The 26,351-nt window shown below is 73.6% G+C and carries 24 protein-coding genes and 1 riboswitch; of the genes, 13 read left to right on the plus strand and 11 right to left on the minus strand.

Going from position 1 to position 26,351, the window contains the following annotated elements:
- Positions 1 to 42: 42 nt before the first annotated feature.
- A complete protein-coding gene (purU, locus tag ET471_RS09190; protein WP_129187693.1) occupies positions 43 to 903 on the minus strand; it encodes a formyltetrahydrofolate deformylase in 861 nt (286 codons plus the stop codon).
- A gap of 59 nt (positions 904 to 962) precedes the next feature.
- Here purU and ET471_RS09195 point away from each other — a divergent pair, with 59 nt between their 5' ends.
- The gene (locus tag ET471_RS09195) at positions 963 to 1,496 is read left to right on the plus strand and encodes a GNAT family N-acetyltransferase (RefSeq protein ID WP_129187694.1); all 534 of its coding nucleotides are present in this window, start codon (positions 963 to 965) and stop codon (positions 1,494 to 1,496) included.
- 3 nt (positions 1,497 to 1,499) lie between these two features.
- Here the strand turns inward: ET471_RS09195 and ET471_RS09200 are convergent, their stop codons facing one another.
- Positions 1,500 to 2,294: an ATP-binding cassette domain-containing protein gene (locus ET471_RS09200; protein WP_242496219.1), complete on the minus strand. Its 795-nt coding sequence runs from the start codon at positions 2,292 to 2,294 to the stop codon at positions 1,500 to 1,502.
- Positions 2,291 to 3,472, minus strand: a complete 1,182-nt coding sequence (locus ET471_RS09205) for an ROK family transcriptional regulator (RefSeq protein WP_129187695.1) — start codon at positions 3,470 to 3,472, stop codon at positions 2,291 to 2,293. Before ET471_RS09205 ends, ET471_RS09200 begins: the two co-directional genes overlap by 4 nt.
- Positions 3,473 to 3,690: 218 nt before the next feature.
- Here ET471_RS09205 and chvE point away from each other — a divergent pair, with 218 nt between their 5' ends.
- The 7 genes from chvE (at position 3,691) to ET471_RS09240 (ending at position 11,695) form a co-directional block, all read left to right on the plus strand.
- A complete protein-coding gene (gene chvE, locus ET471_RS09210) occupies positions 3,691 to 4,818 on the plus strand; it encodes a multiple monosaccharide ABC transporter substrate-binding protein (RefSeq protein WP_129187696.1) in 1,128 nt (375 codons plus the stop codon).
- A gap of 152 nt (positions 4,819 to 4,970) precedes the next feature.
- The gene (mmsA, locus tag ET471_RS09215; protein WP_129187697.1) at positions 4,971 to 6,593 is read left to right on the plus strand and encodes a multiple monosaccharide ABC transporter ATP-binding protein; all 1,623 of its coding nucleotides are present in this window, start codon (positions 4,971 to 4,973) and stop codon (positions 6,591 to 6,593) included.
- A complete protein-coding gene (gene mmsB, locus ET471_RS09220; protein ID WP_129187698.1) occupies positions 6,590 to 7,762 on the plus strand; it encodes a multiple monosaccharide ABC transporter permease in 1,173 nt (390 codons plus the stop codon). Before mmsA ends, mmsB begins: the two co-directional genes overlap by 4 nt.
- 67 nt (positions 7,763 to 7,829) lie before the next feature.
- Positions 7,830 to 7,944: riboswitch (ZMP/ZTP riboswitch) on the plus strand.
- Positions 7,945 to 8,007: 63 nt separating this feature from the next.
- Positions 8,008 to 9,300 carry a serine hydroxymethyltransferase gene (gene glyA / locus ET471_RS09225; protein ID WP_129187699.1) on the plus strand — a complete coding sequence of 431 codons (1,293 nt, stop codon included), beginning with the start codon at positions 8,008 to 8,010 and terminating at the stop codon, positions 9,298 to 9,300.
- A complete protein-coding gene (locus ET471_RS09230) occupies positions 9,300 to 10,178 on the plus strand; it encodes a bifunctional methylenetetrahydrofolate dehydrogenase/methenyltetrahydrofolate cyclohydrolase (protein WP_129187700.1) in 879 nt (292 codons plus the stop codon). Before glyA ends, ET471_RS09230 begins: the two co-directional genes overlap by 1 nt.
- A gap of 166 nt (positions 10,179 to 10,344) precedes the next feature.
- Positions 10,345 to 10,821, plus strand: a complete 477-nt coding sequence (locus ET471_RS09235) for a VOC family protein (protein WP_129187701.1) — start codon at positions 10,345 to 10,347, stop codon at positions 10,819 to 10,821.
- Positions 10,822 to 10,870: 49 nt separating this feature from the next.
- Positions 10,871 to 11,695: an exodeoxyribonuclease III gene (locus tag ET471_RS09240; RefSeq protein WP_129187702.1), complete on the plus strand. Its 825-nt coding sequence runs from the start codon at positions 10,871 to 10,873 to the stop codon at positions 11,693 to 11,695.
- Between the two features lie 134 nt (positions 11,696 to 11,829).
- Here the strand turns inward: ET471_RS09240 and galK are convergent, their stop codons facing one another.
- Positions 11,830 to 13,116, minus strand: a complete 1,287-nt coding sequence (gene galK / locus ET471_RS09245) for a galactokinase (RefSeq protein ID WP_129187703.1) — start codon at positions 13,114 to 13,116, stop codon at positions 11,830 to 11,832.
- A gap of 142 nt (positions 13,117 to 13,258) precedes the next feature.
- Positions 13,259 to 14,383 (minus strand): Mrp/NBP35 family ATP-binding protein, encoded by a 1,125-nt coding sequence (locus ET471_RS09250; RefSeq protein ID WP_129187705.1) that lies wholly within the window; start codon positions 14,381 to 14,383, stop codon positions 13,259 to 13,261.
- Between the two features lie 103 nt (positions 14,384 to 14,486).
- Here ET471_RS09250 and ET471_RS09255 point away from each other — a divergent pair, with 103 nt between their 5' ends.
- Positions 14,487 to 16,376, plus strand: coding sequence for a S1 domain-containing protein (locus ET471_RS09255; protein WP_129187707.1), 1,890 nt, complete (start codon positions 14,487 to 14,489; stop codon positions 16,374 to 16,376).
- A 1-nt stretch (position 16,377) separates the two neighbouring features.
- On the opposite strand, the gene ET471_RS09260 is transcribed toward ET471_RS09255, so the two are convergent.
- Both ET471_RS09260 and ET471_RS09265 read right to left on the minus strand, forming a co-directional pair.
- Positions 16,378 to 16,878, minus strand: coding sequence for a DUF1003 domain-containing protein (locus ET471_RS09260; RefSeq protein ID WP_129187709.1), 501 nt, complete (start codon positions 16,876 to 16,878; stop codon positions 16,378 to 16,380).
- Positions 16,871 to 18,148 carry a magnesium transporter MgtE N-terminal domain-containing protein gene (locus tag ET471_RS09265; RefSeq protein ID WP_129187711.1) on the minus strand — a complete coding sequence of 426 codons (1,278 nt, stop codon included), beginning with the start codon at positions 18,146 to 18,148 and terminating at the stop codon, positions 16,871 to 16,873. Before ET471_RS09265 ends, ET471_RS09260 begins: the two co-directional genes overlap by 8 nt.
- A gap of 84 nt (positions 18,149 to 18,232) precedes the next feature.
- Here ET471_RS09265 and ET471_RS09270 point away from each other — a divergent pair, with 84 nt between their 5' ends.
- Complete coding sequence (locus tag ET471_RS09270) at positions 18,233 to 19,036, plus strand: YflT domain-containing protein (RefSeq protein WP_129187713.1); 804 nt, start codon at positions 18,233 to 18,235, stop codon at positions 19,034 to 19,036.
- A gap of 103 nt (positions 19,037 to 19,139) precedes the next feature.
- Here ET471_RS09270 and ET471_RS09275 read toward each other — a convergent pair whose 3' ends face one another.
- Positions 19,140 to 20,696 (minus strand): aminopeptidase P family protein, encoded by a 1,557-nt coding sequence (locus ET471_RS09275; protein ID WP_129187715.1) that lies wholly within the window; start codon positions 20,694 to 20,696, stop codon positions 19,140 to 19,142.
- Positions 20,697 to 20,777: 81 nt separating this feature from the next.
- Positions 20,778 to 21,584, minus strand: a complete 807-nt coding sequence (locus ET471_RS09280; protein ID WP_129187717.1) for an alpha/beta fold hydrolase — start codon at positions 21,582 to 21,584, stop codon at positions 20,778 to 20,780.
- A gap of 97 nt (positions 21,585 to 21,681) precedes the next feature.
- Between ET471_RS09280 and ET471_RS09285 the strand changes: the two genes are divergently transcribed.
- Together ET471_RS09285 and ET471_RS09290 are read left to right on the plus strand one after the other, a co-directional pair.
- Complete coding sequence (locus ET471_RS09285) at positions 21,682 to 22,521, plus strand: PHP domain-containing protein (protein ID WP_129187719.1); 840 nt, start codon at positions 21,682 to 21,684, stop codon at positions 22,519 to 22,521.
- Positions 22,518 to 23,153 carry a MarC family protein gene (locus ET471_RS09290; protein ID WP_129187721.1) on the plus strand — a complete coding sequence of 212 codons (636 nt, stop codon included), beginning with the start codon at positions 22,518 to 22,520 and terminating at the stop codon, positions 23,151 to 23,153. The genes ET471_RS09285 and ET471_RS09290 overlap by 4 nt, the downstream gene beginning before the upstream one ends.
- A 4-nt stretch (positions 23,154 to 23,157) precedes the next feature.
- Here ET471_RS09290 and ET471_RS09295 read toward each other — a convergent pair whose 3' ends face one another.
- Positions 23,158 to 23,451, minus strand: a complete 294-nt coding sequence (locus tag ET471_RS09295; RefSeq protein WP_129187723.1) for a DUF1905 domain-containing protein — start codon at positions 23,449 to 23,451, stop codon at positions 23,158 to 23,160.
- Positions 23,452 to 23,630: 179 nt separating this feature from the next.
- A complete protein-coding gene (locus tag ET471_RS09300; protein WP_425356551.1) occupies positions 23,631 to 25,322 on the minus strand; it encodes a DEAD/DEAH box helicase in 1,692 nt (563 codons plus the stop codon).
- On the opposite strand from ET471_RS09300, the gene ET471_RS18845 reads away from it, so the two are divergent.
- Positions 25,312 to 26,304 carry a ferritin-like fold-containing protein gene (locus ET471_RS18845; protein ID WP_280949937.1) on the plus strand — a complete coding sequence of 331 codons (993 nt, stop codon included), beginning with the start codon at positions 25,312 to 25,314 and terminating at the stop codon, positions 26,302 to 26,304. The two genes, ET471_RS09300 and ET471_RS18845, sit on opposite strands and share 11 nt — an antisense overlap.
- The last annotated feature ends 47 nt before the right edge of the window (positions 26,305 to 26,351 follow it).

Raw genomic sequence — 26,351 nt, forward strand, 5'->3', positions numbered from 1 at the left:
TTCCCCGGGGCCGCCCGGCCTCGGGGAACCCGCCGCGTCGCGTCAGCGGAAGACGACCGTCCGGCGCCCGTCGAGCAGCACGCGGTGCTCCGCGTGCCAGCGCACGGCCCGCGCGAGCGTGGCGCGCTCGACGTCCTCGCCGATCGCGACGAGGTCGGCCACGGCGCGCGAGTGGTCCACGCGCTCGACGTCCTGCTCGATGATCGGCCCCTCGTCGAGGTCGCCGGTCACGTAGTGCGACGTGGCGCCGATGAGCTTCACACCCCGCTCGTGCGCCTGCGCGTACGGGCGCGCGCCCTTGAACGACGGCAGGAACGAGTGGTGGATGTTGATGACCTGGCCCGCGAGGTCGCGGCACAGCTGGTCGGAGAGGATCTGCATGTAGCGCGCCAGCACCACGAGCTCGACGTCGAGCTCCTCGACCAGGGCCCGGAGCTGGTCCTCCGCCTCGGCCTTGGTGTCCTTGGTCACGGGGATGTGGTGGAACGGCTTGCCGTAGAACGCGGCGATGTCCGCCAGGTCCGGGTGGTTGCCGACGACGCCGACGACGTCGATGGGCATGCCCTGCGACCGCTCGCGGTACAGCAGGTCCACGAGGCAGTGCGCGGCCTTGCTGACCAGCAGCAGCGTGCGCATCCGGCGCCCGACGACGTCGAGCTGCCACGTCATGCCGAAGCCCTCGAACGCGGGGGTGAGCGCCGCGACGAGCTCCTCGCGCGTGGCGGACGAGACCACCTGGAGGCGCAGGAAGAACAGCCCGGACGTCGGGTCGCCGAACTGCTGCGACTCGGTGATGTTGTCCCCGCGCGCGGCGAGCGCCCCGGTGATCGCGGAGACGATGCCGGGGCCGTCGGGACAGGAGATCGTCAGGACCCACTCGGTGGGGGTGGTGGCGTCGGTCACGGGACCAAGGTACGGCCATCGCGCGCACCCGACGGCCTCCGCCTGGTTGGATGTGCGCTATGACCGACGCCACGCAGGCTTCCCGGATCACGCTCGTCCCGGACGCGGACGCGGGTGAGCTGCTCACCCTGCGCCGTGCCGCGTTCGTCACCGAGGCGCAGCAGTACAACGACCCGTTCATCCCGCCGCTGACGCAGACGCTCGCGGAGCTGCGCGCGGACCTCGCGCGCGACGACGTCGTGACGGTCGGCGCCTGGGAGGGCCCCCGGCTCGTGGGGTCGATCCGCGTGGAGCTCGAGGAGAACAAGGCCACGCTCGGCCGCCTCGCCGTCGCGCCCGACATGCAGGGCCGCGGCATCGGCACGTCGCTGCTGTTCGCGATCATCCCGTACCTGCCCGAGGCGGTCACGGAGATCTGGGTGTTCACCGGGAAGGACTCCAAGGAGAACATCTCGATGTACGCGAAGCACGGCTTCGAGCAGCACCACGACGAGACGGCGGGCGCGCTGACGTACACGTACCTGCGCCGCGTGCTGCACGAGGTCGAGGCCCGGAGCGGAACCGCAGGCTCAGCCGACAGCCGACCCGGCTGAGAGCTACGCCCGCGTCGCGCCCGTGATGGCCGCCAGGATCTCCTCGTAGCTGGCGCGCGACGCCTGGAAGCTGCCGTTGTTGCGGCCGTGGCGCAGCACCTCGACGCGGTCGGCGACGGCGCGCACGTCCGCCATGTTGTGGCTGATGAGGATGACGGCGTGGCCGAGCTCGCGCAGCGACTCGATGTGGGTGAGCACCTCCGCCGTCTGGGCGACGGAGAGCGACGCCGTCGGTTCGTCGAGCACGACGACGCGCGGGTGCCCGAGCAGCGTGCGGGCGATGGCGACGGTCTGCCGCTGCCCCGCCGACAGGACGCGCAGCGGCGTGCGGACCGACGGGATGCGCGAGGTGAGCGACGCGAGGAGCTCGCGCGCCTCGTCCTCCATCGCGGCGTCGTCGACAGCGAGCCCGGGGCGGGTGTCGCGCCCGAACCACGTGCGCCGGGGGCGGCGCACCTCGCGGCCGAGGAAGAGGTTCCCGACGACGTCGAGGTTGTCGCACAGGGCGAAGTCCTGGAAGACGGTCGCGATCCCGAGGGCGTGGGCGGCCGCGGCGGACGGGATGGTCACGGGGCGGCCGTCGATCTCGACGAGCCCGGCGTCGGGCTGGAGCACCCCGGCCACGATCTTCGCGAGCGTCGACTTGCCGGCCGCGTTGTCGCCGACGAGCGCGACGACCTCGTGCCGGTGGACGTCGAGGTCGACGTCGGTGAGCGCCTCGACGTGCCCGAAGGACTTGTGGATGCCGCGCAGGGAGAGCACGGGCGTCTCGGCGGGCCTGGTCACAGGCTCGGTCACCTGGCGACTCCTTCCACGACGTCGGTCTCGGTGCGGGCGAGCTCGAGCGCCCCGATGAGCTCGGCCTGCGTGCCGAGGCTCCCCGCGACGACGTCGGCGGAGCTGAAGCGGTGCGGCAGCGCGTGCCTTCGCACGGATTCTCTCAGGGCGCCGACCACGACGTCGCCGGCCTGCGCCAGCTCGCCGCCGACGACGACGAGCTGGGGGTCGACGACGGTCACGATCCCGGCGACGACCTGCCCGGCGCGTCGCGACGCGTCGGCGAGGACGCGCGCGCAGCCGGGGTCGCCGTCGCGGGCGCGGCGCACGACGTCGCGCAGCGTGACCTCGCCGAGCGCGGGGCGGACGAGGTCGAGCAGCGCCGTCTCGCCCACCTCGGTGTCGAGGCAGCCGCGGTTGCCGCACCGGCACATGGGGCCGGTCGGGTCGACCTGGACGTGCCCGAGCTGCCCGGCGGTGCCGGAGCCGCCCCGGTACAGCCGCCCGCTGAGCACGAGCCCGGCCGAGGTGCCGTAGGAGAGCCGGACGTAGAGCAGGTCGCGCGTGTGGCGGCCGGCGCCGAGCCGGTGCTCGGCGAGCGCGCCGAGCGAGGCGTCGGCGTCGACGTGCACGGGCCGGGCCAGCCGTTTCTCGAGCACCTGCCCGACGGCGACGTCGTCCCAGCCCCGCAGGGCGCCGCGCACGGTGACGAGCCCGGTCCCGGCGTCGACGGGGGAGGACAGTGCGACGCCGACGGACAGCAGGTCGTCCAGGGAGGCGCCGACCTTCTCGAGCAGGTCGACGACGAGCAGCGCGGCGCGGTCGAGCGTGGTGTCGGCGCGGTGGTCGACCGGCAGGGGGAGCGTCTGGTCGGCGACGACGTCGTGCGCGAGGTCGCCGAGCGCGACGGCGAGGCTGCGCGGGCCGACGTGGACCCCGGCGACGAGGCCGGCCTGGCGGGCGATCGTGACGCGCAGGGCGCGGCGGCCGGAGCGCGAGGTGGTCGCGGTCTCGACGACCCCGGCGGCGGCGAGCTCCTTGACGATGGTCGAGACCGTCGCGGCGGACAGGCCGGTCGCGGCGGCGAGCTCCACCTGGGTGAGGCCCCCGAACCGCTTGACCGCAGCAACGATCCGGCTCCGGTTCGCCTCCCTCAGGGATGTCTGCGAACCGGGGGACGCGACGTTGTCCCGGGGCACGAGGCCGAGGGTACCGCCGTTGGTCGTTGAGTTCGAAGCCTGAAGGCATTTTGAGCACGATTCGATCTCAGAGTGCCAGCGAGGCCTCCTTGGCGTTGAAAGTCGAACGCAGGAGGGTTAGGTTCTCGCCTGGTCACACTGTCGTCACCACGGCGACAGTCGGCTTGACAGTCGGCCAGACGGCCGTCACCACTCTCCAACGAAGAAGGACATAGACGATGAGGTCTTGGCGCAAGCTGGTGGCGATCGCCACCGCCACGCTCACCCTCGGCGCGCTGGGCGCGTGCTCCTCGGAGCGCACCGGCGACGCCGGCGGGGACGGCAGCGCTGCCCCCAGCGACACGCTGATCGGCATCTCCATGCCGACCCGGTCGCTCGAGCGCTGGAACAACGACGGAGCCCACCTCGAGGGCCTGCTCAAGAAGCAGGACTTCCAGACGTCGCTGCAGTACGCCGACAACCAGGTCAACCAGCAGATCTCGCAGATCCAGAACATGATCAACGACGGCGCCGACGTCCTGGTCATCGCGGCCATCGACGGCACCGCGCTCGGCCCGGTCCTCCAGCAGGCCGCCGACGCCGGCATCCAGATCCTGGCCTACGACCGCCTGATCAACGGCACCGAGAACGTCGACTACTACGCCACGTTCGACAACGAGCTCGTCGGCACCCTCCAGGGCAAGTTCATCGTCGACCAGCTCGACCTCGACAACGCGGCCGGCCCGTTCAACATCGAGCTCTTCGCCGGCTCGCCGGACGACAACAACGCACGCTTCTTCTTCAAGGGTGCGTTCGACGTCCTCAAGCCGTACTTCGACTCGGGCAAGCTCGTCTCGCCCTCGGGCAAGGTCCCGGCGAACATCGACGGCTGGACGCAGATCGGCATCCAGGGCTGGGTCTCGGCCACGGCCCAGTCCGAGATGGAGAACCGCCTCAACTCGTTCTACACGGACGGCAAGAAGGTCGACGTCGTCCTGTCCCCGAACGACTCGCTCGCCCTCGGCATCACGCAGGCGCTGCTCGGCGCCGGCTACACCGCCGGTGACGGCTTCCCGATCCTGACCGGCCAGGACGGCGACGTTGCCAACGTGCAGTCCATCATCGACGGCACCCAGTCGATGACGGTCTGGAAGGACACCCGCACCCTCGGCGACCAGGTCGCCAAGATGGTCGGCCAGATGGTGGCCGGCGAGGAGGTGTCGGTCAACGACACCGAGAGCTACGACAACGGCGTGAAGGTCGTGCCCGCGTTCCTGCTCGAGCCTCAGGTCGTCGTGCGCGACCAGATCCAGGAGAAGCTGATCGACTCCGGCTTCCTCAAGGCGGACGCCGTCCACGGCCTCTGAGCCACACCCACGCGCTGGGTCCGGGGCGCACCGCCCCGGACCCAGCGCTGCGGCCCGGGACGCACGCGCCCCGGACCACCCCACCGGCAAGAGCTCAAGCGGCGCGCTACCTTGCGAGCAAGGGCGTCTAGCTTCGACGAGGAAGACTGGTCATGACCACGGACACGACGGCGACCACCGAGCAGCCGCGCTCGGGCGAGAGTGCCGATCTCATCCTTGAGATGCGCAACATCGTCAAGGAGTTCCCCGGCGTCAAGGCTCTCTCCGACGTCACCTTCACGGTGCGCCGGGGCGAGGTGCACGCCATCTGCGGCGAGAACGGGGCGGGCAAGTCCACCCTGATGAAGGTGCTGTCGGGCGTGTACCCGCACGGCACCTACGAGGGCGACATCGTCTACAACGGTGAGGAGGTGCGCTTCCGCGGCATCCGCGACTCCGAGGCCGCCCGCATCGTGATCATCCACCAGGAGCTCGCGCTCGTGCCGCGCCTGTCCCTCGCCGAGAACATCTTCCTCGGCAACGAGCAGGGCCCCAAGGGCCTGGTCGACTGGCACCAGACGCGGGCGCGCGCCACCGAGCTGCTGCGCCGGGTCGGCCTCACCGAGAACGCCGACCTCACGCCGCTCGACATCGGCGTCGGCAAGCAGCAGCTCGTCGAGATCGCCAAGGCGCTGTCCAAGAACGTCGACCTGCTGATCCTCGACGAGCCCACCGCGGCGCTCAACGACGAGGACTCCGCACACCTGCTCGGCCTCATCGACGGTTTCCGCAAGGAAGGCATGACGTCGATCATCATCAGCCACAAGCTCAACGAGATCGCCGCGATCGCCGACCGCGTCACCGTCATCCGCGACGGCCAGACCATCGAGACGCTCGACTTCCACGGCCCGGAGCCCATCACCGAGGACCGCATCATCCGTGGCATGGTCGGCCGCCCGCTCGACGCGCGCTTCCCCGACCACACGCCGACGATCGGCGAGGAGATGCTGCGCATCGAGGACTGGACGGTCCACCACCCCATCGACGCGGAGCGCAAGGTCGTCGACGGCGCGAACATCACGGTGCACGCGGGCGAGATCGTGGGCCTCGCGGGGCTCATGGGCGCGGGGCGCACCGAGCTCGCGATGAGCCTCTTCGGCCGCACCTACGGCTCGAACATCTCCGGCCGCGTGTACAAGCGGGGCCAGGAGATCCAGATCCGCAGCGTGGGCGACGCGATCCGGCACGGCATCGCGTACACGACCGAGGACCGCAAGGCCCTGGGCCTGAACCTCATCCAGACGATCCGCGAGAACATCTCGGCCTCCGCGCTCGGCAAGGTCTCGAGCGCCTGGGGCGTCATGAAGCCCGGCGCGGAGGAGGTCGTCGCGGAGAAGTACCGCAAGGAGTTCCGCATCAAGACGCCGAACGTCGAGGCGCTCGTCGGCAAGCTCTCGGGCGGCAACCAGCAGAAGGTCGTGCTGTCCAAGTGGGTCAACACCGACCCCGACGTCCTCATCCTCGACGAGCCGACGCGTGGCATCGACGTCGGCGCGAAGTACGAGATCTACGGCATCATCAACGCCCTCGCCGACGCCGGGAAGGCCGTGATCGTCATCTCGTCCGAGCTCCCCGAGCTCATCGGCACGTGCGACCGCATCTACGCGGTCGCCGAGGGCCGGATCACGGGCGAGGTGCCGCGCGCGCGCGCCACGCAGGAAGAGCTCATGCGCTACATGACCATGGAGAAGGCCCCCGCTCGCTCGGCCGCGGCCACGGAAGGAAACCAGGAATGAACGTCATCCGCGAAGCGCTGGGCCGCAACGTCCGTCAGTACGGCATCGTCGGCGCCCTCATCGTCATCGTCCTCTTCTTCCAGTGGCAGACCGACGGCCGTCTGCTCATGCCGAACAACATCGCGGCGCTCGTGCAGCAGAACGCGTACGTGATGATCCTCGCGATCGGCATGGTCGCGGTCATCGTGGCCGGGCACATCGACCTGTCGGTCGGCTCCGTCGTCGCCTTCATCGGCGGCCTGACGGCGATCATGCTGGCGCACTGGGGCTGGCCCGTCCCGGTCGCGATCCTCGCGGCCCTCGTGGTCGGCGCCCTCGTCGGCTGCTGGCACGGGTTCTGGATCGCTTACGTCGGGGTCCCGGCGTTCATCGTGACACTCGCGGGCATGCTGCTCTTCCGTGGCCTCGCGATCTTGCTCGTGGGCCAGACGGTGGCCACCGGGTCGCCGTCGTTCAACCAGATCGGCAACGGCTCGCTGCCCAACTTCCTCGGCTTCGCCGGCAACCTCGACGTCGTGACCATCGTCATCGGCGCCATCGCGATCGTCGGCCTGGTCTTCTCGCAGCTCCGCGCGCGCCGCGCGATGATCTCGCACGGCCTGCACACCGAGGCGTGGGGCGCGTTCGTCGCCAAGAACGTCGTCATGGCCGTCTTGATCGGCCTGGTCGCCTGGCGCCTGTCGCTCTCGACCGGCGGCACGCCGATCATCCTGATCGTCGTCGGCGTCCTGATCCTCGGCTTCACGTTCGTGCTGAACCGCACGCGGTTCGGCCGGCACGTGTACGCCGTGGGCGGCAACCGCAACGCCGCGATCCTCTCGGGCGTCAACACCAAGCGCACCGACTTCCAGATCTTCGTCAACATGGGCCTCCTCGCCGCGGTCGCCGCGATCGCGACGACGGCTCGCGCCGGCTCCGGTGTGGCCGCCGCCGGCCAGAACTTCGAGCTCGACGCCATCGCCGCCTGCTTCATCGGTGGCACCGCCGTCACGGGCGGCGTCGGCCGGATCTCGGGCGCCATGGTCGGCGCGCTCATCATGGGCGTGCTCAACATGGGCCTGTCGATCCTCGCGGTGGACCCCGCGTGGCAGCAGGCCATCAAGGGCCTCGTGCTGCTCGCCGCCGTCGCGCTCGACATCGTCTCGAAGCGCCGGGGCGCGCTCGTCTGACCTGTACCGCACCTCACGCACCGTGCCCGGCGCCACCCCTGTGGTCGCCGGGCACGGTGCGTTACCCTGTGACGGTCGCGACTGGCGCAGCCCCGTGGGTCCACAGGCACCGGGGCGGGTGGGTCACCACCAGGGAGCGACAACGCTGTGCAGACGACGGGTCGAACGCCTGGGCCCGGGGTCGCCATGTCCACCGTCCGTCACAGCGGCGCGCGTCCGCTGTGCTCCGCAGCAGGGAGACGCTCATGAGCGCACACACCCCCGACCCCCTCCTGACCGGCAACATCGCCGACGTCGACCCCGAGATCGCCGCCGTCCTCGACGGGGAGCTGGCCCGCCAGCGCGACACCCTCGAGATGATCGCGTCCGAGAACTTCGTGCCCACCGCCGTCCTCCAGGCGCAGGGCTCGGTGCTCACCAACAAGTACGCCGAGGGCTACCCCGGCAAGCGCTACTACGGCGGCTGCGAGCAGGTCGACGTCGCGGAGAACCTCGCGATCGCTCGCGCCAAGTCCCTGTTCGGCGCCGAGCACGCCAACGTGCAGCCGCACGCGGGCGCCCAGGCCAACGCCGCCGTGCTGCACGCGCTGGCCACGGCCGGCGACCGCATCCTCGGCCTCGAGCTGGCCCACGGCGGCCACCTCACGCACGGCATGAAGATCAACTTCTCGGGCCGCCTGTACGACGTCGCCTCGTACGGCGTCGACCCGCAGACGTACCGCGTCGAGATGGACGAGGTGCGCAAGAAGGCCATCGAGCACCGTCCCGAGGTCATCATCGCGGGCTGGTCCGCCTACCCGCGCCACCTCGACTTCGCCGCGTTCCGCGAGATCGCGGACGAGGTCGGCGCCAAGCTTTGGGTGGACATGGCCCACTTCGCCGGCCTGGTGGCCGCGGGCCTGCACCCGTCGCCCGTGCCGCACGCCGACGTCGTGTCGTCCACGGTGCACAAGACGATCGGCGGCCCCCGCTCCGGCTTCATCCTCTCGAAGGAGCAGTGGGCGAAGAAGATCGACTCGGCCGTCTTCCCGGGCCAGCAGGGCGGCCCGCTCATGCACGTCGTGGCCGCCAAGGCCGTGGCGTTCAAGATCGCCGCGTCGGACTCCTTCAAGGACCGTCAGGAGCGCACGCTGCGCGGCGCCCAGATCATCGCCTCGCGGCTCTCGGAGCCCGACGTCGCGGCCGCGGGTGCGTCCGTGCTGACCGGCGGCACCGACGTGCACCTGGTGCTCGTCGACCTGCGCAGGTCCGCGCTCGACGGCCAGCAGGCCGAGGACCTCCTGCACGACGCCGGCATCACCGTGAACCGCAACGCCGTCCCGTTCGACCCGCGCCCCCCGCGCGTGACCTCGGGCCTGCGCATCGGCACCCCGGCGCTCGCCACGCGCGGCTTCGGCGACGCCGAGTTCACCGAGGTGGCCGACATCATCGCCGTCGCGCTGCGTGACGGTGCGGCCGCCGACGTCGACGCGCTGAGCGCCCGCGTGGACGCGCTCACGGCGGACTTCCCGCTGTACCCGGACCTGGTGCAGTACTGATGGTCGCCCAGAAGCTCGACGGCACCGCCACCGCGGCGGCCATCAAGGCGGAGCTCAAGGACCGTGTCGCGGCGCTCGCCGAGCGCGGCGTCGTGCCGGGCCTCGGCACCCTGCTCGTCGGGGACGACCCGGGCTCGCAGTGGTACGTGGCCGGGAAGCACAAGGACTGCGCCGAGGTCGGCATCGCCTCGATCCGTGAGGACCTGCCCGGGGACGCCACGCAGGAGGACATCGAGGCGGCCGTGCGTCGTCTCAACGAGGACCCGGCCTGCACCGGGTTCATCGTGCAGCTCCCGCTGCCGAAGGGCATCGACACGAACCGCGTGCTCGAGCTCGTCGACCCCGCCAAGGACGCCGACGGACTGCACCCGACCAACCTGGGCCGCCTGGTGCTGCGCGTCAACGAGGAGATCACCTCGCCGCTGCCGTGCACGCCGCGCGGCATCATCGAGCTCATCGCCCGGCACGGGGTCGACCTCGCGGGCAAGCACGTCGTCGTCCTCGGGCGCGGCGTGACGGTGGGTCGGCCCATCGGCCTGCTGCTCACGCGCCGGGCCGTCAACGCGACCGTCACGCTGACCCACACCGGCACGCGCGACCTCGCGGACCTGGTGCGGCAGGCCGACGTGGTCGTCGCGGCGGCGGGCGTCAAGGGCATCGTCACGGCCGACATGGTCAAGCCGGGCGCGATCCTGATCGACGTCGGCGTCTCGCGCGAGGTCGACGAGGAGACGGGCAAGTCCCGCGTCGTCGGCGACGTAGCCCCGTCGGCGCTGGAGGTGGCGGCCTGGTACTCCCCGAACCCGGGCGGCGTAGGCCCGATGACCCGCGCGATGCTGCTCGCGAACGTGGTAGACACGGCCGAACGCCTCACCTAACCCCGCCTGACCCCGCCTGACCCCCGCCGAGCGACCCTGGATGTCCGGGTATGGCACCCCATACCCGGACATCCAGGGTCGCTCGTGCGTCGTGCGATGAGTTGTCGCGGTCGGTGTCGTCCGAACGGGTGACAGTGGTTGGATCGATGGGCGGAGGGCTGTGGAGATGGGCATCGTCAGGCCGCACCTGTGGTTCGCGAAGGACGCCGAGAAGGCCGCCGCGTTCTACGCGAGCGTCATCCCGAACTCGCGGGTCACCCACGTCGTGAACGCACCCGCCGGCGTCCCCGACGTCGCCGAGGGGGAGCCGTTCATCGTGAACATGGAGCTTGACGGGATGCCCGTCGACATGATCAACGCCGGGTCGGCGTTCACGCTCGACGAGGCGTTCAGCTTCGTCGTCGACTGCGACGACCAGGAGCAGGTCGACCACTACTGGGAGGCGCTCACCGCTGACGGCGGGGAGCCCGGCCAGTGCGGCTGGCTGACCGACCGGTTCGGGGTCTCGTGGCAGGTGGTGCCGAAGGAGATCGAGAAGATCTTCGGCGACTACAGCTCCGAGGGGAGCAAACGGGCGTTGGCCGCGATGCTCACGATGACGAAGCTGGACATCGCCGCGCTGGAGGCCGCCGCGCGCGCCTGACCCGGCCCGGGCGGGCCGCGTGTCGGTGGCGTAGGGCAGAATCCTGCGCGTGCTGACCGTCGCCACCGCCAACGTCAACGGAGTCCGGGCCGCCATGCGGCGGGGCATGGACCGCTGGATCGCCGACCGCGCGCCGGACGTGCTGCTCCTGCAGGAGGTCCGCGCGCCGGACGCCGTGCTCGACGGGTTCTTCGACGGGTGGCACGTGGCGCAGCAGGCCAGCGACATCAAGGGGCGCGCCGGCGTGGCCGTCGCCTCCCGGCTCCCCGTCCACGCGGTGCGCGTCGGCCTGTCGGCGCACCACCCCGACGGCGGCGCGGAGCCGCCCGTCGACACCGGGCGGTGGGTCGAGGCGGACCTCGAGGTGCCCGGCGGTGGGCTGGTGACGGTCGTGTCCGCCTACATCCACTCCGGCTCGACGTGGCCGGCGGACAACCCGGTCAAGATGGTCGAGAAGTACGCCTACCTGGAGAAGGTCACAGCGCGGCTCGCCGAGCTCGGCGCGGGGACGACGCCGGCGCTCGTGGCCGGCGACCTCAACATCGCCCACCGATGCGTCGACATCAAGAACTGGAAGGGCAACCTCAAGAACGCGGGGTTCCTGCCCGAGGAGCGCGCGTACCTGGACCGCTGGTTCGGCGAGCTCGGCTGGACGGACCTCGGCCGGGCGCACGGGGGCGAGGGTCCCGGCCCCTACACGTGGTGGACGTGGCGCGGGCAGGCGTTCGAGAAGGACACGGGCTGGCGCATCGACTACCAGCTCGCGAACCCCGCGCTCGCGCCGCGCGCGCTCAAGGTCGAGGTCGACCGGGCGCCGACGTACGAGGAGCGCTGGAGCGACCACGCACCCGTCGTCGCCACGTACGACCTGTAGCCGAGCGGGCAGCGCGCCCGTCGTCCTGCGGGGGCTGCGCCCGTCGTCCGGCGAGCGCAGCGCCCGTCATCCTGCGCGGAGTCGCGGGACCCAGGACGTGCCGTGGGCCCCGCGACGTCGCTCCAGGACGAGGCTCAGGCGTCCCGTCCCGCCGCCGCCGACGGCGGCCCGAGGAGGAACGCCGGGGCCGTGAGCCCCTGGGCGGCGAACGCGGCCGCGACCTCCTCGGCGACGCGCTCGACGTCCGCGACGCGGACGAGCGCGATGGTCGAGCCGCCGAACCCGCCGCCCGTCATGCGGGCGCCGATCGCCCCCGCCGCGATGGAGGCCTCCACGGCGAGGTCCGTCTCGCGCACGGTGACGTCGTAGTCGTCGCGCAGCGAGGCGTGCGACGCGTTCATGAGCTCCCCGACACGCGCGACGACGGCCTCGTCGGGCACGCCGCCGGTGCCCAGGCCGCCGCGGACCAGGTCGACGAGCTCCGCGGTGCGGGCCGTCTCCGTGACCACGTGCCGCACGCGGCGGCGCAGGCTGTCCTGGACGTCGTACTCCGCCAGGCGGTCCAGCGCGGCGTCGAGGTCCGCGGGCGCGATCTCCCGCAGGTCCTGCACGCCGAGGTAGTTCGCTGCCGTCTCGCACGAGGCGCGGCGGTCGGCGTACTGCCCGTCCACGAGCTGGTGGGGGGCGCGCGAGTCCACGACCAGCAGCGTCAGCCCGACGGCGGCCAGGTCGAAGGGCACGTGCTGCGCGAAGTCCGCCGGGGCCAGGCCCGGGCGGAAGTCGAGCAGCAGCGCCTGGCCCTCGTCGCAGAGCATCGCGGCCGACTGGTCGAGCCCGCCCGTGGGCGCGCCCGCGATCTCGTTCTCCGCGCGGCGCGCGGCGTCCACCAGCGCGGTGCGGCCCGCGTCGTCGTCGGTGAGGCCGAGGCTGAAGACGTCGGACAGCGCGGCCGCGAAGGCGCACTCGATCGCCGCCGAGCTCGACAGCGACGCCCCGAACGGCACGCACGAGTCGATGACGGCGTCGAACCCGCCGACGGCGTAGCCGGCCTCCCGCAGCGCCCAGGCGACACCCGCGACGTACGCGGCCCAGCCGTGCACGGCACCCGGGTGGACGTCGGCGAGGCGCGCGGTCCACGGCTCGTCGGTCTGCGCCGACGCGATGCGCACGACGTCGTCGTCGCGCCGCTCCAGCGCGACGAACGTGCGGTGCGGCAGCGCGGTGGGCAGGCAGAGGCCCGCGTTGTAGTCGGTGTGCTCGCCGATGAGGTTCACGCGGCCCGGGGCCGACCAGACGCCGTCCGGGGTCCCGGGGACCGGGCCGAGGTCGCTGTCGTCATGGAAGGTGCGGGCGAAGAGGTCGCGGACACGCTCGGTGCCCTCGGCACGGTCCCACGCGGGCAGCCACTGCGGTGCGGACATACGGGATCTCCTGATGACGGGGGATGCGTGCCTGCAGTCTTCCAGGTGGACCGCCCAGGTGGCGGCATGAGACCTCAGCGCCGTCGTGGACGTGGGCGCGGACCGGGCGCGCCGGGTCCGCGGGGGCGGGCCGCGCGGGGGATCAGGCCGGCGTGACTCCCAGGCGCATGCCCGCCAGGCCGCGCTTGCGGGCGGCGAGGCTGCGGGCCACGTCGCGCAGCACGCGGCCGCCGGGGGAGTCCGGAGCGGCGAGCACGGCGGGGGTGCCGTCGTCGCCGGCCTCGCGGACGGCGGGGTCGAGCGGCACCTGGCCGAGGAGTGGCACCTCCGTGCCGAGCGCCCTGCCGAGCGACTCCGCCACGCGCGAGCCGCCGCCGGAGCCGAAGACCTCCAGGCGCGACCCGTCGGCCTGCTCCAGCCACGACATGTTCTCGACGACGCCGACGACGCCCTGGTGCGTCTGCAGCGCGATCGAGCCGGCGCGCTCCGCGACCTCGGCCGCGGCCGCCTGCGGCGTCGTGACGACGACGATCTCGGAGCCGGGCAGCAGCTGCGCCACGGAGATGGCGATGTCGCCCGTGCCGGGCGGCAGGTCGAGCAGCAGCACGTCGAGGTCCCCCCAGTAGACGTCGGCGAGGAACTGCTCGAGCGCGCGGTGCAGCATCGGCCCACGCCACACGACGGGCTGGCCGGGCGGCACGAACATGCCGATCGACACGACCTTCACGCCGTGCGCGATGGGGGGCAGCAGCATCGAGTCGACGCGCGTGGGCTGGCGGTCCACGCCCAGCATGCGGGGGATGGAGAACCCGTAGATGTCGGCGTCGACCACGCCCACGCTGAGCCCCTCGGCGGCCAGCGCCACCGCGAGGTTGGCCGTCACCGACGACTTGCCGACGCCGCCCTTGCCCGAGGCGATCGCGTACACCTTGGTGAGCGAGCCGGGCTGGGAGAACGGGATGACCGGGTCGCCTGTGCCGCCGCGCAGCCGGGAGCGCAGCCGGCCGCGCTGCTCGGGCGACATGACGCCGAGGTCCACGTGCACGCCCGTGACGCCGTCCAGCGCCTCGACGGCGCCGGTCACGTCGGCCACGATCGTCGACTGGAGCGGGCAGCCCGCTACGGTGAGGTCGACGCCGACCGTGACGCGTCCGCCGTCGGCCACGTCGACCGACCGGACCATGTCCAGGTCGGTGATGGGGCGGCGGATCTCCGGGTCGATGACGGTCGTTAGGGCCTCGCGGACCTGGTCGACGAGAGTGGTCATACCTCGATCCTATGCGGTGGCCGGCCCGCACCTCCCGGCGCGTCGGCACCCCGCCCGGCACCGGGCGCGCGGCTAGGCTGCGCGAGCACGGGAGGGGGTGGGCATGGACGTCCGAGCAGCGATCCCGACGACGGTGACGCACCTGGCCGCCGCCGCCGAGGCGACGGCGCTCGCGGCGCGCCTCCAGGACGCGGGGCGCCCGTGGCCCGTCGTCGTCATCTCCACCCCGGCCGGGTCGCCCCGGCCGTACGTCGACGCCGAGGCCGTGCTCGACGAGGTCACCGGCTGGGCCGAGGTCGTCGTCGTCCCGACGGGCGGCGTGTCGTGGGCGTTCTCCGAGGCCATGCCGCCGCACACCCAGGTGTACGGCGGCGCGAGCCGCGTCTACCCCGTGGGCGTCGACTGGGTGCACGACGTGCGCCGGTCCCGGCTGCGGTTCGCCTACTCGCCCGAGGAGGGCGCGCGGGTGCGCGGCCCCCTGGTGCACGACGCGCTGGACGCGGCGGCGCGCGCCGGCCTGACGGGCGCGCGCCCGCACGGCGCGGCACGCACGGCCACCGGCACCGTCCGGCTGATCACGGCCGCCCGCGCGCTCGTCGCCCTCGACGACGGCTCGCGGGCCGCGGTCGCCGAGGAGCTCACGCTGCCCGGCGTGCCCGTCGAGCGGCTGCTGCGCCCCGGCATGCGGGTGTCCGGCACGCTCGACCCGGCCACGCGCCTGCTCGACGTCACCGGCATGGTGCCCGACCGCGAGGAGCGCCTGCGCCTCGTCCACGCGAGCTACCGGCCCGGCAGCGTGGTGCTCGGCCGCGTGGTCCGCGTCGCCGAGGGCACGGTCAGCCTCGCCGTCGCGCCCGACGTCGAGGCGCACGTGCGGCGCGCGCACGTCACCGGCAACGACCTCGACCGCCTCACCGACCTCTTCACCGAGGGGGAGGTCGTGGCCGCACGCGTCGTCCCGTCGCCCGGGCTCTCGCTGCGTCTCGACGACGTCGACGACACCGCGGAGGAGCCGCTGCCCGCGATCGCGCTGCTGCCCGGCGGGCCGCCGTGGCTGGAGGCCCTGCGCGAGCCCGTGCGTGCGTCGGACCCGGCCCTGCAGCGGGCGGCCGCCCCGCTCGCGGCGGAGGCGCGCCCCGAGCCCGAGCCCGAGCCCGAGCCCGAGCCCGAACCCGTGCTCGTGCCCGGCCCCCGTCGGCCCAGCCCGGCCGACCTGCGCGCCGGGCGCACGCCGTCGCCCGTGCCCGCCGCGGCGTCGCCGGCGGACGCGGTGGTGACGGCGTCGTCGGGCGCGCGGCGCCTGCCCGAGCCGACGCACGGCGCGGCCCGGAACCTCTCGCTGTCCCTCACGGCGGAGAAGGCGCAGACCGCCATGCTCGCGCAGCGGGCGGAGGCGGCCGAGCGCCGCGCGGTCGAGTTCGAGGCCGAGGTCGTCGGGCTGCGCCGCGAGCTGGTGCGGCTGCGGGACCAGCAGCACGTGGACGAGGCGCAGGCGGCCGAGCTCCGCACGCGGCTGCGCGAGTCCAAGCGCGCCGAGCGTCGCGCCGTCACGGCCGCCGCCGCGACGCAGGCGCCCGGGGCCGAGTTCCTCGACCCGGTCGACGCGTTCCGCCACGACGTCTACCTCACGTGGGCGCGGGAGGTCCCCGCCGTCGACAAGGCCGTGCGGCCGCTGCCCGGCTACGACGTCGGGTCGCGCTTCCTGGAGTCGCTCGACCACCTCCAGGGCGTGTCGCGCGAGCGGGTGCTGACGGTCGTCGTGTGGGTGCTGACCGGGCAGGCGCCGCGCCTGAACGGGCTCCAGCTCCACCCGCTGCGCACGGGGAACGGCGGCGACGACCCGGTGCGCGTCCGCGACGACGACGGCGCCACGGCCTGGCGCGTGTCCCTCCAGGTCAGCACGCCTTCGGCGCGGCGGCTGCACTTCTGGAGGCGGGCCGACGGGCGCGTCGAGCTCGCCCGCGTGGGGCGGCACGACGACTTCACGATCTGAGCTACGAGCCCTCCACCGCCCGCTCGTCGCGCTGGTCCTCCAGCTCCCGCAGCAGGTCGCGCAGCTCGGAGCGGACGAAGTCGCGCGTCGCGACCTCGCTCAGCGCGAGCCGCAGCGACGCCATCTCGCGGGCCAGGTACTCGGTGTCGGCGAGGTTCCGCTCGGCGCGCTGGCGGTCCTGCTCGGCCGTGACGCGGTCGCGGTCGTCCTGCCGGTTCTGCGCGAGCAGGATGAGGGGCGCCGCGTAGGACGCCTGGAGCGACAGCATGAGCGTGAGGGCCGTGAACCCGTTCTCCGCCTTGTCGAACCGCAGGCCCACCGGCCCCCACGAGTTCCACGCGAGCCACACCGCGCAGAAGACCGTCAGCCAGATCAGGAACCGGGGCGTGCCCAGGAACCGCGCGATGCCCTCGGTCGCCTTGCCCATCGCGTCCTGGTCGACGCGGAGGCGGGGGATGAGGTTGCGGCGCGCCTCGCGGGGCGTGTCGAGCCGGTCAGCCACGGGTCGCCTCCTCGTCCAGGCTCTCGTCGTGCGACTCGCGCCAGTCCTCCGGCAGCAGGTGGTCGAGCACGTCGTCCACCGAGACGGCGCCCAGCAGGCGGCGTTCGTCGTCGAGCACCGGCAGGGCGAGCAGGTCGTACGCGGCCAGCAGGCGCGTCACGCGCCCGAGGGGCGCGTCCGCGGTGAGCGCCTCGGCGTCCGTGTCGATGACGGAGCCGACGGCGGCGTGCGGCGGTTCGCGCAGCAGGCGCTGGAAGTGCGCGACGCCGAGGAACCGGCCCGTGGGCGTCTCCAGCGGCGGGCGCGCCACGAAGACGACCGACGCGAGCGCCGGCGCGAGGTCCTGCTTGCGGATCTGCGCGAGCGCGGCCGCGATCGTCGTCTCCGGGCCCAGGATCACCGGCTCGGTGGTCATCATGCCGCCGGCGGTGTCCTCGTCGTAGGCGAGCAGGCGGCGCACGTCCTCCGCCTCGTCGGGCTCCATGAGCTCGATGAGGCGGGTGGCCTGCGCGGCCGGCAGCTCCTGGAGGAGGTCCGCGGCGTCGTCGGGCTCCATGGCCTCGAGGATGTCGGCCGCGCGGCCGGTGTCGAGGCCGGAGAGGATGGCGACCTGGTCGTCCTCGGGCAGCTCCTCGAGGACGTCGGCGAGGCGCTCGTCGTCGAGCGCCGCGGCCACCTCGAGGCGGCGGGCGTCGCCGAGCTCGTGCAGGGCGTCGGCGAGGTCGGCGGGGCGCAGGTCCTCGTACGCCTCGATGAGCGCGGCCGCGCCCTGGCCGCGCCCGCCCGCCGCGAGCGTGGAGACGGCGTCGATGCCGACCACCATCGTGGCGCCGCGCCGGCGCAGGCCGAGCGTCGACCGGCCCGGCTCGCGGCGGCGGACGAAGAGCTGGTCGACGAGCCAGTCGCCGTTGCGCTGGCGGGCGATCGACACGTCCTCGACGCCCACCTCGCCCGAGCCGTCGCGCATCGTCACCGTGCGGTCGAGCAGCTCGGCCAGCACGAGCGACTCCATCGCGCGCTGCTCGAAGCGCCGCAGGTTCACCAGGCCCGTGGTGATGATCTGACCCGCGTCGATGCTGGTCACACGGGTCATGGGCAGGAAGACGCGGCGTCTGCCGGGGACCTCGACCACGAGGCCCACGACGCGGGGCGCGCCCTTGGCACGCACGAGGACGACGACGTCGCGCACACGGCCGACCGGGTCACCGATGGGGTCGAAGACCGCGGTACCGGCCAGGCGTGCGACGAACACTCGGGTTCCGGCGCTCACGCAGGTCAGCCTACGTCGGCGTCGTTCGTACGCCCGGTGGACAGCCTGGTGGTGACGCTGGGGCGATTGCGACAGACTGGCCACATGAGCTTCACCCGACCCCAGCCCGTGCCCAGGACGCCGACCCTCCCGCAGGGTGACACGGTCGCCGCGTACCCGACGTATCTCGAGGCGCAGCAGGCCGTCGACTACCTGTCCGACCAGAAGTTCCCGGTGCAGGCGGTCACGATCGTCGGCACGGACCTCAACCTGGTCGAGCGCGTCACGGGCCGCCTGTCCTACGGGCGGGTGGCGATGGCGGGCGCCGGGTCGGGCGCGTGGTTCGGTCTGTTCGTAGGCCTGCTGCTGTCGCTCTTCGGCGGCGCGGGCGTGTCGAGCAGCGTCGTGTTCATCGGCGTCGCGCTCGGCGCCGGGTTCGGCCTCCTGTTCTCCGTGCTCTCGTACGCGATGACGCGGGGCCGCCGCGACTTCACGTCGCAGTCGCAGATCGTCGCGACGTCGTACGCCATCGTGTGCGACTCGGCGTCGGCGGCCGAGGCCCGCTCGCTGCTGCTCAAGTCTCCGACGGGGCTGGGCCGCGCCCGCCCGGCCGCGGCGACGGCGGCCGCGGCGGCGACCGCACCGGCGGCGGCCGCCCCGGCCGCGCCGCGCACCCCGGACCCGCGCTGGACGACGCCCACGGGCGAGCCGCGCTACGGCGCCATGCGCCCGACGACGGAGGCCCCGGTAGCGGCCCCGCAGCCCGCGGCCCCGCAGCCGGCGCCGGCCGCCCCTGCGGCCCCGCAGGAGCCGACGCTGCCGTCGATCGTGCCGCCCGAGCCGGGCCAGGCGACACCGCCGACGCCGCCGCCCGCCGACCCCTACGCGCCGCCGCGCCAGGACGACTGACGGTCGGGCAGCAGACCGCAGGGCGCTGAAGCACTGGCAGCGCGAAGGCCCCGGTTCCTCGAGAGACTCGAGGAACCGGGGCCTTCGTCGTCCGTGCGGGCGGTCAGCCGCGCAGTGACGCCATCCAGGCCTCGACGGCGTCGGGGTCGCGGGGCAGGGCGGCGCTGAGGTTCTCGTTGCCGTCGGCCGTCACGAGCACGTCGTCCTCGATGCGGACGCCGATGCCGCGGTACTCCGCGGGCACGGCGAGGTCGTCCGCCTTGAAGTAGAGGCCCGGCTCGATCGTGAAGACCATGCCCTCCTCCAGGCGGCCCTCGCGGTACAGCTCGTTGCGGGCCTGCGCGCAGTCGTGCACGTCGAGACCCAGGTGGTGCGAGGTGCCGTGCACCATCCAGCGGCGGTGCTGCTGGCCTGCGGGCGTCAGCGCCACCTCGGCCGTCACGCCCTCGGGCAGCAGGCCCCACTCCTCGAGGCGGTCGGCGATGACCGCCATCGCAGCCTCGTGCACGTCGAGGAACCGCACGCCCGGCCGGGCGACGGCGAACGCAGCGTCCGCGGCGTCGAGCACCGCCTGGTAGACGCGGCGCTGCACCTCGGTGAAGGTGCCGGTCACGGGCAGCGTGCGGGTCACGTCGGCGGTGTACAGCGACTCGACCTCGACGCCCGCGTCGAGCAGCACCAGGTCGCCCTCGCGGACCTCGCCGTCGTTGGTGATCCAGTGCAGCGTGGTGGCGTGCTCGCCCGACGCCGCGATGGTCTCGTACCCGACGGCGTTGCCCTCGAGGCGCGCGTGCGCGTCGAACGTCGTCTCGATGACGCGCTCGCCGCGGCGGTGCGCGACGGCGCGGGGCAGCGCGCGGACCACCTCCGCGAAGCCCTCGATGGTGCGGTCGACGGCCTCGCGCATCTGCTCGATCTCGTGCTCGTCCTTGACGAGGCGCAGCTCGCTCGTGGCGCGCACGAGGTCCTTGTCCGCGAGCTCCGCGGCGGCGGCCAGGGCGGGCTCGGCGGACTCGGTGCCCGCCTCGACGCGGATCGCCTCGACGAGCGTCTCGACGGCCTCGTCGGACCCGGTCACGACGAGCAGCACGACGCCGGCGCCGACGTCCTTGGCGAGCGCGTCGCGCAGCTCGTCGATGTGGCGGGCCTCGATGCCCGTGAGCGTCGTGACGTCGTCGAGGGACGGGCGGGCGCCCACCCAGAACTCCCCGTAGCGGGAGTCGGCGTAGAACTCCTCGGTGTCGCGCGCGGCGAGCGGGCGCACGTAGAGCACGGCGTGGTGGTCGCCCGGTCCGTCCGGTCCGGCGTCGCCCGTCCCGGGCTCCACGGGGTGGATCACCAGGACGGCGTCCGGCTCCTGGTCGGTGCCCAGGCCCGTGAGGTGCGCGAACGCCGAGTGGGGGCGGAACCGGTAGTCGGTGTCGTTGGAGCGCACCTTGAGCGGGCCGGCGGGGATCACCAGGCGGGCGCCGGGCAGCTCGGCGGCGAGCCGGGCGCGGCGGGCGGCGGTGAAGGGCGCGGCGGCCCCCGGCTGGACGCCGAGGTCGGCCCGCGGGGCCCACCGCGAGGTGATGAAGTCGACGAACGCCTGGGAGTGCGGCCGGTTGCGGTGGTCCGACTCGGTCTTCTCGGCGGGGGGCTGCGCGGAGGTGTCGCTCATCCCGCCAGTCTCGCACCAGGCGCGTGCCCGGGCGGACCGGGCGGTCGGCCGCGCGCGCCCCCGCGACCGCGACGGGACCGGTCAGTGCCGCGCGAAGTCGTGCAGCGCCCGGGTCAGCACGCGGTTGAACGCGTCCGGGGCGTCGCTGTTGACGTCGTGCCCGGCCCCCGGCACGACGACGAGCGCGCCCTGGTACGCCGCCGCGAGGTGCCGCTGCTCCTCGAGCCGCAGGTGGTCGCGCGACCCGTTGACCAGCCACACCGGCACGCGCGTGGCCCGCACGTCCGCCACGGAGGACCTCCCCGCCAGGTGCGTCAGCGCGTCCGTGACGACGTCCCAGCCCGGCCGGTAGGGCCCCGCGGCCGCCGTCGCGCCGAGCAGCGCCGCGACGTCGGACCCGCCCGCGCGCGTGCCCCGGCCCGTGATGGACCGCCGCCACCGGCTCGCGGCCGACCGGCCCATGCGCTCGGCCGCCGTCGCCCCGCTCACCGTGACCCGGGCGACGTCGCGGAAGAGCGCGACCGGCTTGCCCTTGGGGTCCGAGCAGCAGGCGGCGGCGACGACGCCGGCCAGCCGCCCCGGGTGCGGCAGCGCGCCCACCTGGGCGAGCGTGGCCTCCCGCGCGGCGTACGCGAGCGTCGTGTACCCGCCCAGGCTGAGCCCCACGAGGGCGATCTGACGGTCGGCTCCGAGCGCGGCGATCGCCTGGTCGATCACCGCGAACGCGCCCGCCAGCGTGAACCGCTCGTCGCGGCGCTCGCCGTGCGCGGGCAGGTCGACGGCGACGGCGTCGTACCCGGCATCGTGCACGTGCGCGAGCTGCGGGGCCCAGATCGCCGACGACGTACGCATGCCGTGGACGAAGACGACGGCCGGCTCGAGTGCCATACGACGATCGTCCCGCGCCACGTGGCGCGACGCGCGGGACGGCGCTGCGTGATACGTCACGCGGGCGCGGCGGCCCGGCGCGACTAGGCTCCCGCCTGTGATCGACCTGCACACCCACTCGACGGCGTCGGACGGGACGGACGCCCCGGGCCAGGTCGTGGAGGCCGCCGCGGCCGCCGGCGTCGCCGTCGTCGCGCTCACCGACCACGACACGGCCGCGGGCTGGGACGAGGCCGCCGCGGCGTCCGCGCGCACGGGCGTCGCGCTCGTGCGCGGCGCCGAGATCTCCACGGTCTCCGACCACGTCAGCGTGCACATGCTCGCCTACCTGTACGACCCCACCCATCCGGGGCTCGTGGGAGAGCTGGAGCGCACGCGCGCCTCGCGACTCACCCGCCTGGAGCGGATGGCGGCGCTGCTCGGGGAGGACTACCCGATCACGTGGGAGGACGTCCTGGCCCAGACGGGCGAGGACGCGACCGTGGGGCGCCCGCACCTGGCCGACGCGCTCGTCGCCGCGGGTGTCGTCGCCACGCGGGACGAGGCGTTCGCGACCGTGCTGCGGCCCGGCACCCGCTACTACGTGCCGCACCTGGCCCCCGACACCGTCACGGCCGTGCGCGCGATCCGCGCCGCCGGCGGGGTTCCGGTGTTCGCGCACCCCGGCGCGGTCCAGCGCGGGCGCGTCGTGCGCGAGGACCGGATCGAGGAGCTCGCCGCCGCGGGGCTCGCCGGGCTGGAGGTCGACCACCGCGACCACGACGACGCCACGCGCGCCCGCCTGCGCGACCTCGCCCGGGCGCTGGGCCTGTTCGTCACCGGCTCGAGCGACTACCACGGGGCCGGCAAGCCGAACCGCATCGGCGAGCTCACCACCGCGCCCGACGTGCTGGCGCAGATCGAGGACCAGGGGACCCTGGAGGTGCTGCGCCCGTGAACGCCGTCATCGACGTCGCCCTGTTCACCGAGGTGTTCGTGACGCTGTTCGTCATCATGGACCCGCCCGGCACGGTGCCCGTGTTCCTCGCGCTCACCTCGCGCATGACGCCCAAGCAGCGCAACCGCGCCGCGCGCCAGGCGATCCTCGTGGCGTTCTGCGTCATCGTCGTCTTCGCCGCGTTCGGCCAGCAGCTGCTCCACTACATGGGCATCTCGCTGCCCGCGCTCCAGGCGTCCGGCGGCCTCCTGCTCCTGTTCGTCGCGATGGAGCTGCTGACCGGGAAGATGGAGGAGCCCGAGCCGGCCAAGGGCGGGGCGGTCAACGTGGCGCTCGTGCCGCTCGGCACCCCGCTGCTCGCCGGGCCGGGCGCGATCGTCGCGACCATGGTGTTCGTGCAGCGCCGGCTCGCCGCCGGCGAGCACGTGGTGGGGCACTGGGTCGCGATCGTGCTCGCCGTCGTCGCCGTGCACGCGTGCGTGTTCCTGGCGATGCGGTTCGCGAACACCATCCAGCGGATCCTCAAGGACTCCGGCGTCACGCTCGTGACCAGGATCGCCGGTCTGCTGCTGGCCGCCATCGCCGTCCAGATGATCGCGACGGCGGTCACGGAGTTCGTGCGGGCGGCCTGACGTCCTAACAGACGGGCTCGAGCACGACCTCGACCGTCGCGCCGTCCTCGATGCCCTCCGCCTTCCGCACGGCCTTCTTGACCGGCAGGACGTAGCCCTTCTGCTCGTCGCTGGGGAACACCGACGTCTCCCAGCGCGTGCCGCCGATCGCGACCCGCGCCCGGATCGAGCCGAAGCCGCGGGGCGGCAGGGGCAGCTCGGCGAGCTCGTCGGACAGCTCCGGCGGGACGGTGACGAACCACCACGCGTCGGTCCGGGACTGCCACTGCCAGAGCTGAGCGCAAAACTTGAGCTGCATGTCTCGACGGTACCGACCGGCACGCCCGTGCCGGCTGATCGTCGGTGCGCTGATCGTCGGTTCGCGGTCTGATCGTCGGATGGGACCGACGATCAGAGCGCGAACCGACGATCAGCCTGGGCGTCTTCCGCGGCTTCCGCGTCTTCCGCGGCGGGCGGGCGGCGGGCGGCGCGGGTGCGTCAGCTGGCGGTCGGGGGTGCGTCCGGGGTGCCGGTCGCGGGGCGGCCGCCGCGCGTGCGGCGGCGGGTGCGGCTGCGGCGGGCGCCGCCCTCCGACGTCGTCCCCTCCGACGACGCGGCGCCGTCGTCGGGGCGCTCGGCGGGGCGCTCGGCAGACGGGCGTGCGGCCTGGCCGTCGCGGGCCGGGCGGCTGCCCGAGCCCGAGCCGCCGCGCGAGCGGCCGCCGTCACGCGAGCCGGGGCGACCGCCGTCGCGCGAGGCGCCCGAGCGCGTGCCCTGCGCGCGCTGGGGGGTGGTGCGCTTGCCGGTCTCGCCCAGGTCCTCGAGCTTCTCGGCGTCCAGGCCCTCGAGCGTGCGCTTGTCCTTGGGCAGGCGGCCCTTGGTGCCCGCGGGGATGTTCAGGTCGGCGAACAGGTGCGGCGACGTCGAGTACGTCTCGACGGGCTCGGGGTGGCCCGTCTCCAGCGCCTTGTCGATGAGCGACCAGCGCGGCATGTCGTCCCAGTCCACGAACGTGACCGCGGTGCCCTTGTTGCCCGCACGGCCGGTGCGGCCGACGCGGTGCAGGTAGGTGCGCTCGTCCTCGGGGCACTGGTAGTTGACGACGTGCGTGACGTCGTCGACGTCGATGCCGCGGGCGGCGACGTCGGTCGCGACCAGCACGTCGATCTTGCCGTGGCGCAGCGCGCGCAGGGCCTGCTCGCGGGCGCCCTGGCCCAGGTCGCCGTGCAGGGCGCCGGCGGCGAAGCCACGCTCGCGCAGCTCGTCGCTCACCTTGGCGGCCGTGCGCTTGGTGCGCGCGAACACGATGGTGCGGCCGCGGCCCTCGGCCTGCAGCAGGCGGGCGAGCACCTCGATCTTGTCGAGCGCGTGCGCCCGGTACACGACCTGCGTGATGTTCTTGACGGTCGCGCCCTCGTCGTCGGGGTCGGCTGCGCGGATGTGCGTGGGCTGCGACATGTAGCGGCGGGCCATCGACACGACCGCGCCGGGCATCGTCGCGGAGAAGAGCATGGTGTGCCGCTTGGCGGGCAGGCGGGACAGGATCTTCTCGACGTCGGGCAGGAAGCCCAGGTCGAGCATCTCGTCGGCCTCGTCGAGCACGATCGTCTCGGCGCGCAGCAGGTTCAGGTGGCCCTGGTTGAGCAGGTCGACCATGCGGCCGGGGGTGCCGACGACGACCTCGGCGCCCTGCTTGAGCTGCTCGATCTGCGGCTCGTACGCGCGGCCGCCGTAGATCTGGATCACGCGCAGGCTCGGGCGGTGCGCAGAGGCGGTGGCGAGGTCGCCGGCCACCTGCACCGCGAGCTCGCGCGTGGGGGCGACGACGACGGCCTGCGGCTTGCCAGGCGCGACGAGGTCGTCCCAGCCGGGCTCGCCCGGCGCGACGACGCGGTGGAGCAGCGGGACGCCGAAGCCCAGCGTCTTGCCGGTACCCGTCTTGGCCTGGCCGATGATGTCGTGGCCTTGCAGGGCCACGGGCAGCGTCATCGCCTGGATGGGGAAGGGGTGGGTGATGCCGACGTCGGTGAGCGCGTCGACGATCTCCTGGCGGACGCCGAAGTCCGCGAAGGAGACGTCCTGACGCTGGATCGCGGAGGCGGCGTGGTGCGCCCTGGTGGCGTTGGGGGCGGCGAGCGCGGACGCGGCCGTCCCGGCCGTGGTCTCGGCCTGGTTGTCGATGGTGGTCACAAGTGCCTTCGGTCTGTTGGGCGGCGCGGCGCGCGCTCCAAGGCGGTCGAGCTTGTCGAGACCGCCTGGGTCGGCGCGTCACACCGTGCGGACGGCAGCCGATCGTGAAGGAACGAGCGCGGCCCTCCCCCAGAGGGAGGCCTGCGCAGAAGTCTGCACGGGACGACCGGGCAACCGTGGTACGGGGCCATGGTACGGGAAACGCCCCGCGGCGGGGCCGCCCGCCCGTCCGCTGTGGTGCCGCTCGACGGCGCGGGGCGCCCGCCACCGGCCCGGCGACGGGCCTCGACCGTATCCTGGGCGCCATGACGACCCCGAGGACACCCCCCTGCTAGAGCTCGCCGGACTGGCGGCCTACGTGCGGCTGGGGCTGTTCGGCCTGGTCGGCGCGCACACCGTCGGGGCGCCGGACCTGGACGCCGCCCACCGCATGATGACGGTGGCCGTGCGCGTGGGGGAGCAGCAGCAGGAGCTGCTCGCGATCGGCGCCTCACGGGGCGTCGAGCCGGTCGAGCTCATGCGGCCGTTCGTGGGCGTGCTCGACTCGTTCGAGGCGCGCACCCACGAGTCGACGTGGTGGGAGGGGCTGCTCAAGGGTGTCGTCGGCCACGGCGTCTCGACCGACCTGTGCCGGCTGCTCGCCACCGGGCTGCCCGCCGCCGACGCCTCCGTCGTGACGGCGGCGCTCGCCTACGAGGTCGACGAGCCCGAGCGCGTCACCTCGGTGGTGCGTGCGGCGACCGACGCCGACCCGCGCCTCGCGTCACGCCTGGCCCTGTGGGGCCGCCGCGTCGTCGGCGAGTCGCTGTCGCTGTGCCAGGAGCTCCTCGCGACGCGGCCGGGGCTCGCCGAGCTGGCGCGCCGCGCCGCCGCGGCGTCGGCCGGTGACGGCGAGCCGCCCGCGGACGCGGTCGCGTGGGCGATGGGGGAGCTCACGGCCGAGCACACGCGGCGCATGGACCGCATGGGGCTGGCGGCCTGAGCCTCGCCCCGGGGCGAGGCTCAGGCGGTGGCTGACGAGCCGCCGGC

This window comes from Xylanimonas protaetiae, from assembly GCF_004135385.1.
GTDB lineage: Bacteria > Actinomycetota > Actinomycetes > Actinomycetales > Cellulomonadaceae > Xylanimonas > Xylanimonas protaetiae.

Coding starts and splice junctions, on each gene's coding strand:
- ET471_RS09230 (WP_129187700.1), top strand. CDS start 9,300: ATGGTCGCCCAGAAGCTCGACGGCACCGCCACCGCGGCGGCCATCAAG.
- ET471_RS09270 (WP_129187713.1), top strand. CDS start 18,233: ATGAGCTTCACCCGACCCCAGCCCGTGCCCAGGACGCCGACCCTCCCG.
- ET471_RS09255 (WP_129187707.1), top strand. CDS start 14,487: ATGGACGTCCGAGCAGCGATCCCGACGACGGTGACGCACCTGGCCGCC.
- glyA (WP_129187699.1), top strand. CDS start 8,008: ATGAGCGCACACACCCCCGACCCCCTCCTGACCGGCAACATCGCCGAC.
- ET471_RS09295 (WP_129187723.1), bottom strand. CDS start 23,451: ATGCAGCTCAAGTTTTGCGCTCAGCTCTGGCAGTGGCAGTCCCGGACC.
- ET471_RS09195 (WP_129187694.1), top strand. CDS start 963: ATGACCGACGCCACGCAGGCTTCCCGGATCACGCTCGTCCCGGACGCG.
- ET471_RS09275 (WP_129187715.1), bottom strand. CDS start 20,696: ATGAGCGACACCTCCGCGCAGCCCCCCGCCGAGAAGACCGAGTCGGAC.
- mmsA (WP_129187697.1), top strand. CDS start 4,971: ATGACCACGGACACGACGGCGACCACCGAGCAGCCGCGCTCGGGCGAG.
- ET471_RS09280 (WP_129187717.1), bottom strand. CDS start 21,584: ATGGCACTCGAGCCGGCCGTCGTCTTCGTCCACGGCATGCGTACGTCG.
- mmsB (WP_129187698.1), top strand. CDS start 6,590: ATGAACGTCATCCGCGAAGCGCTGGGCCGCAACGTCCGTCAGTACGGC.
- galK (WP_129187703.1), bottom strand. CDS start 13,116: ATGTCCGCACCGCAGTGGCTGCCCGCGTGGGACCGTGCCGAGGGCACC.
- ET471_RS09235 (WP_129187701.1), top strand. CDS start 10,345: ATGGGCATCGTCAGGCCGCACCTGTGGTTCGCGAAGGACGCCGAGAAG.
- ET471_RS18845 (WP_280949937.1), top strand. CDS start 25,312: ATGGTGGTCACAAGTGCCTTCGGTCTGTTGGGCGGCGCGGCGCGCGCT.
- chvE (WP_129187696.1), top strand. CDS start 3,691: ATGAGGTCTTGGCGCAAGCTGGTGGCGATCGCCACCGCCACGCTCACC.
- ET471_RS09250 (WP_129187705.1), bottom strand. CDS start 14,383: ATGACCACTCTCGTCGACCAGGTCCGCGAGGCCCTAACGACCGTCATC.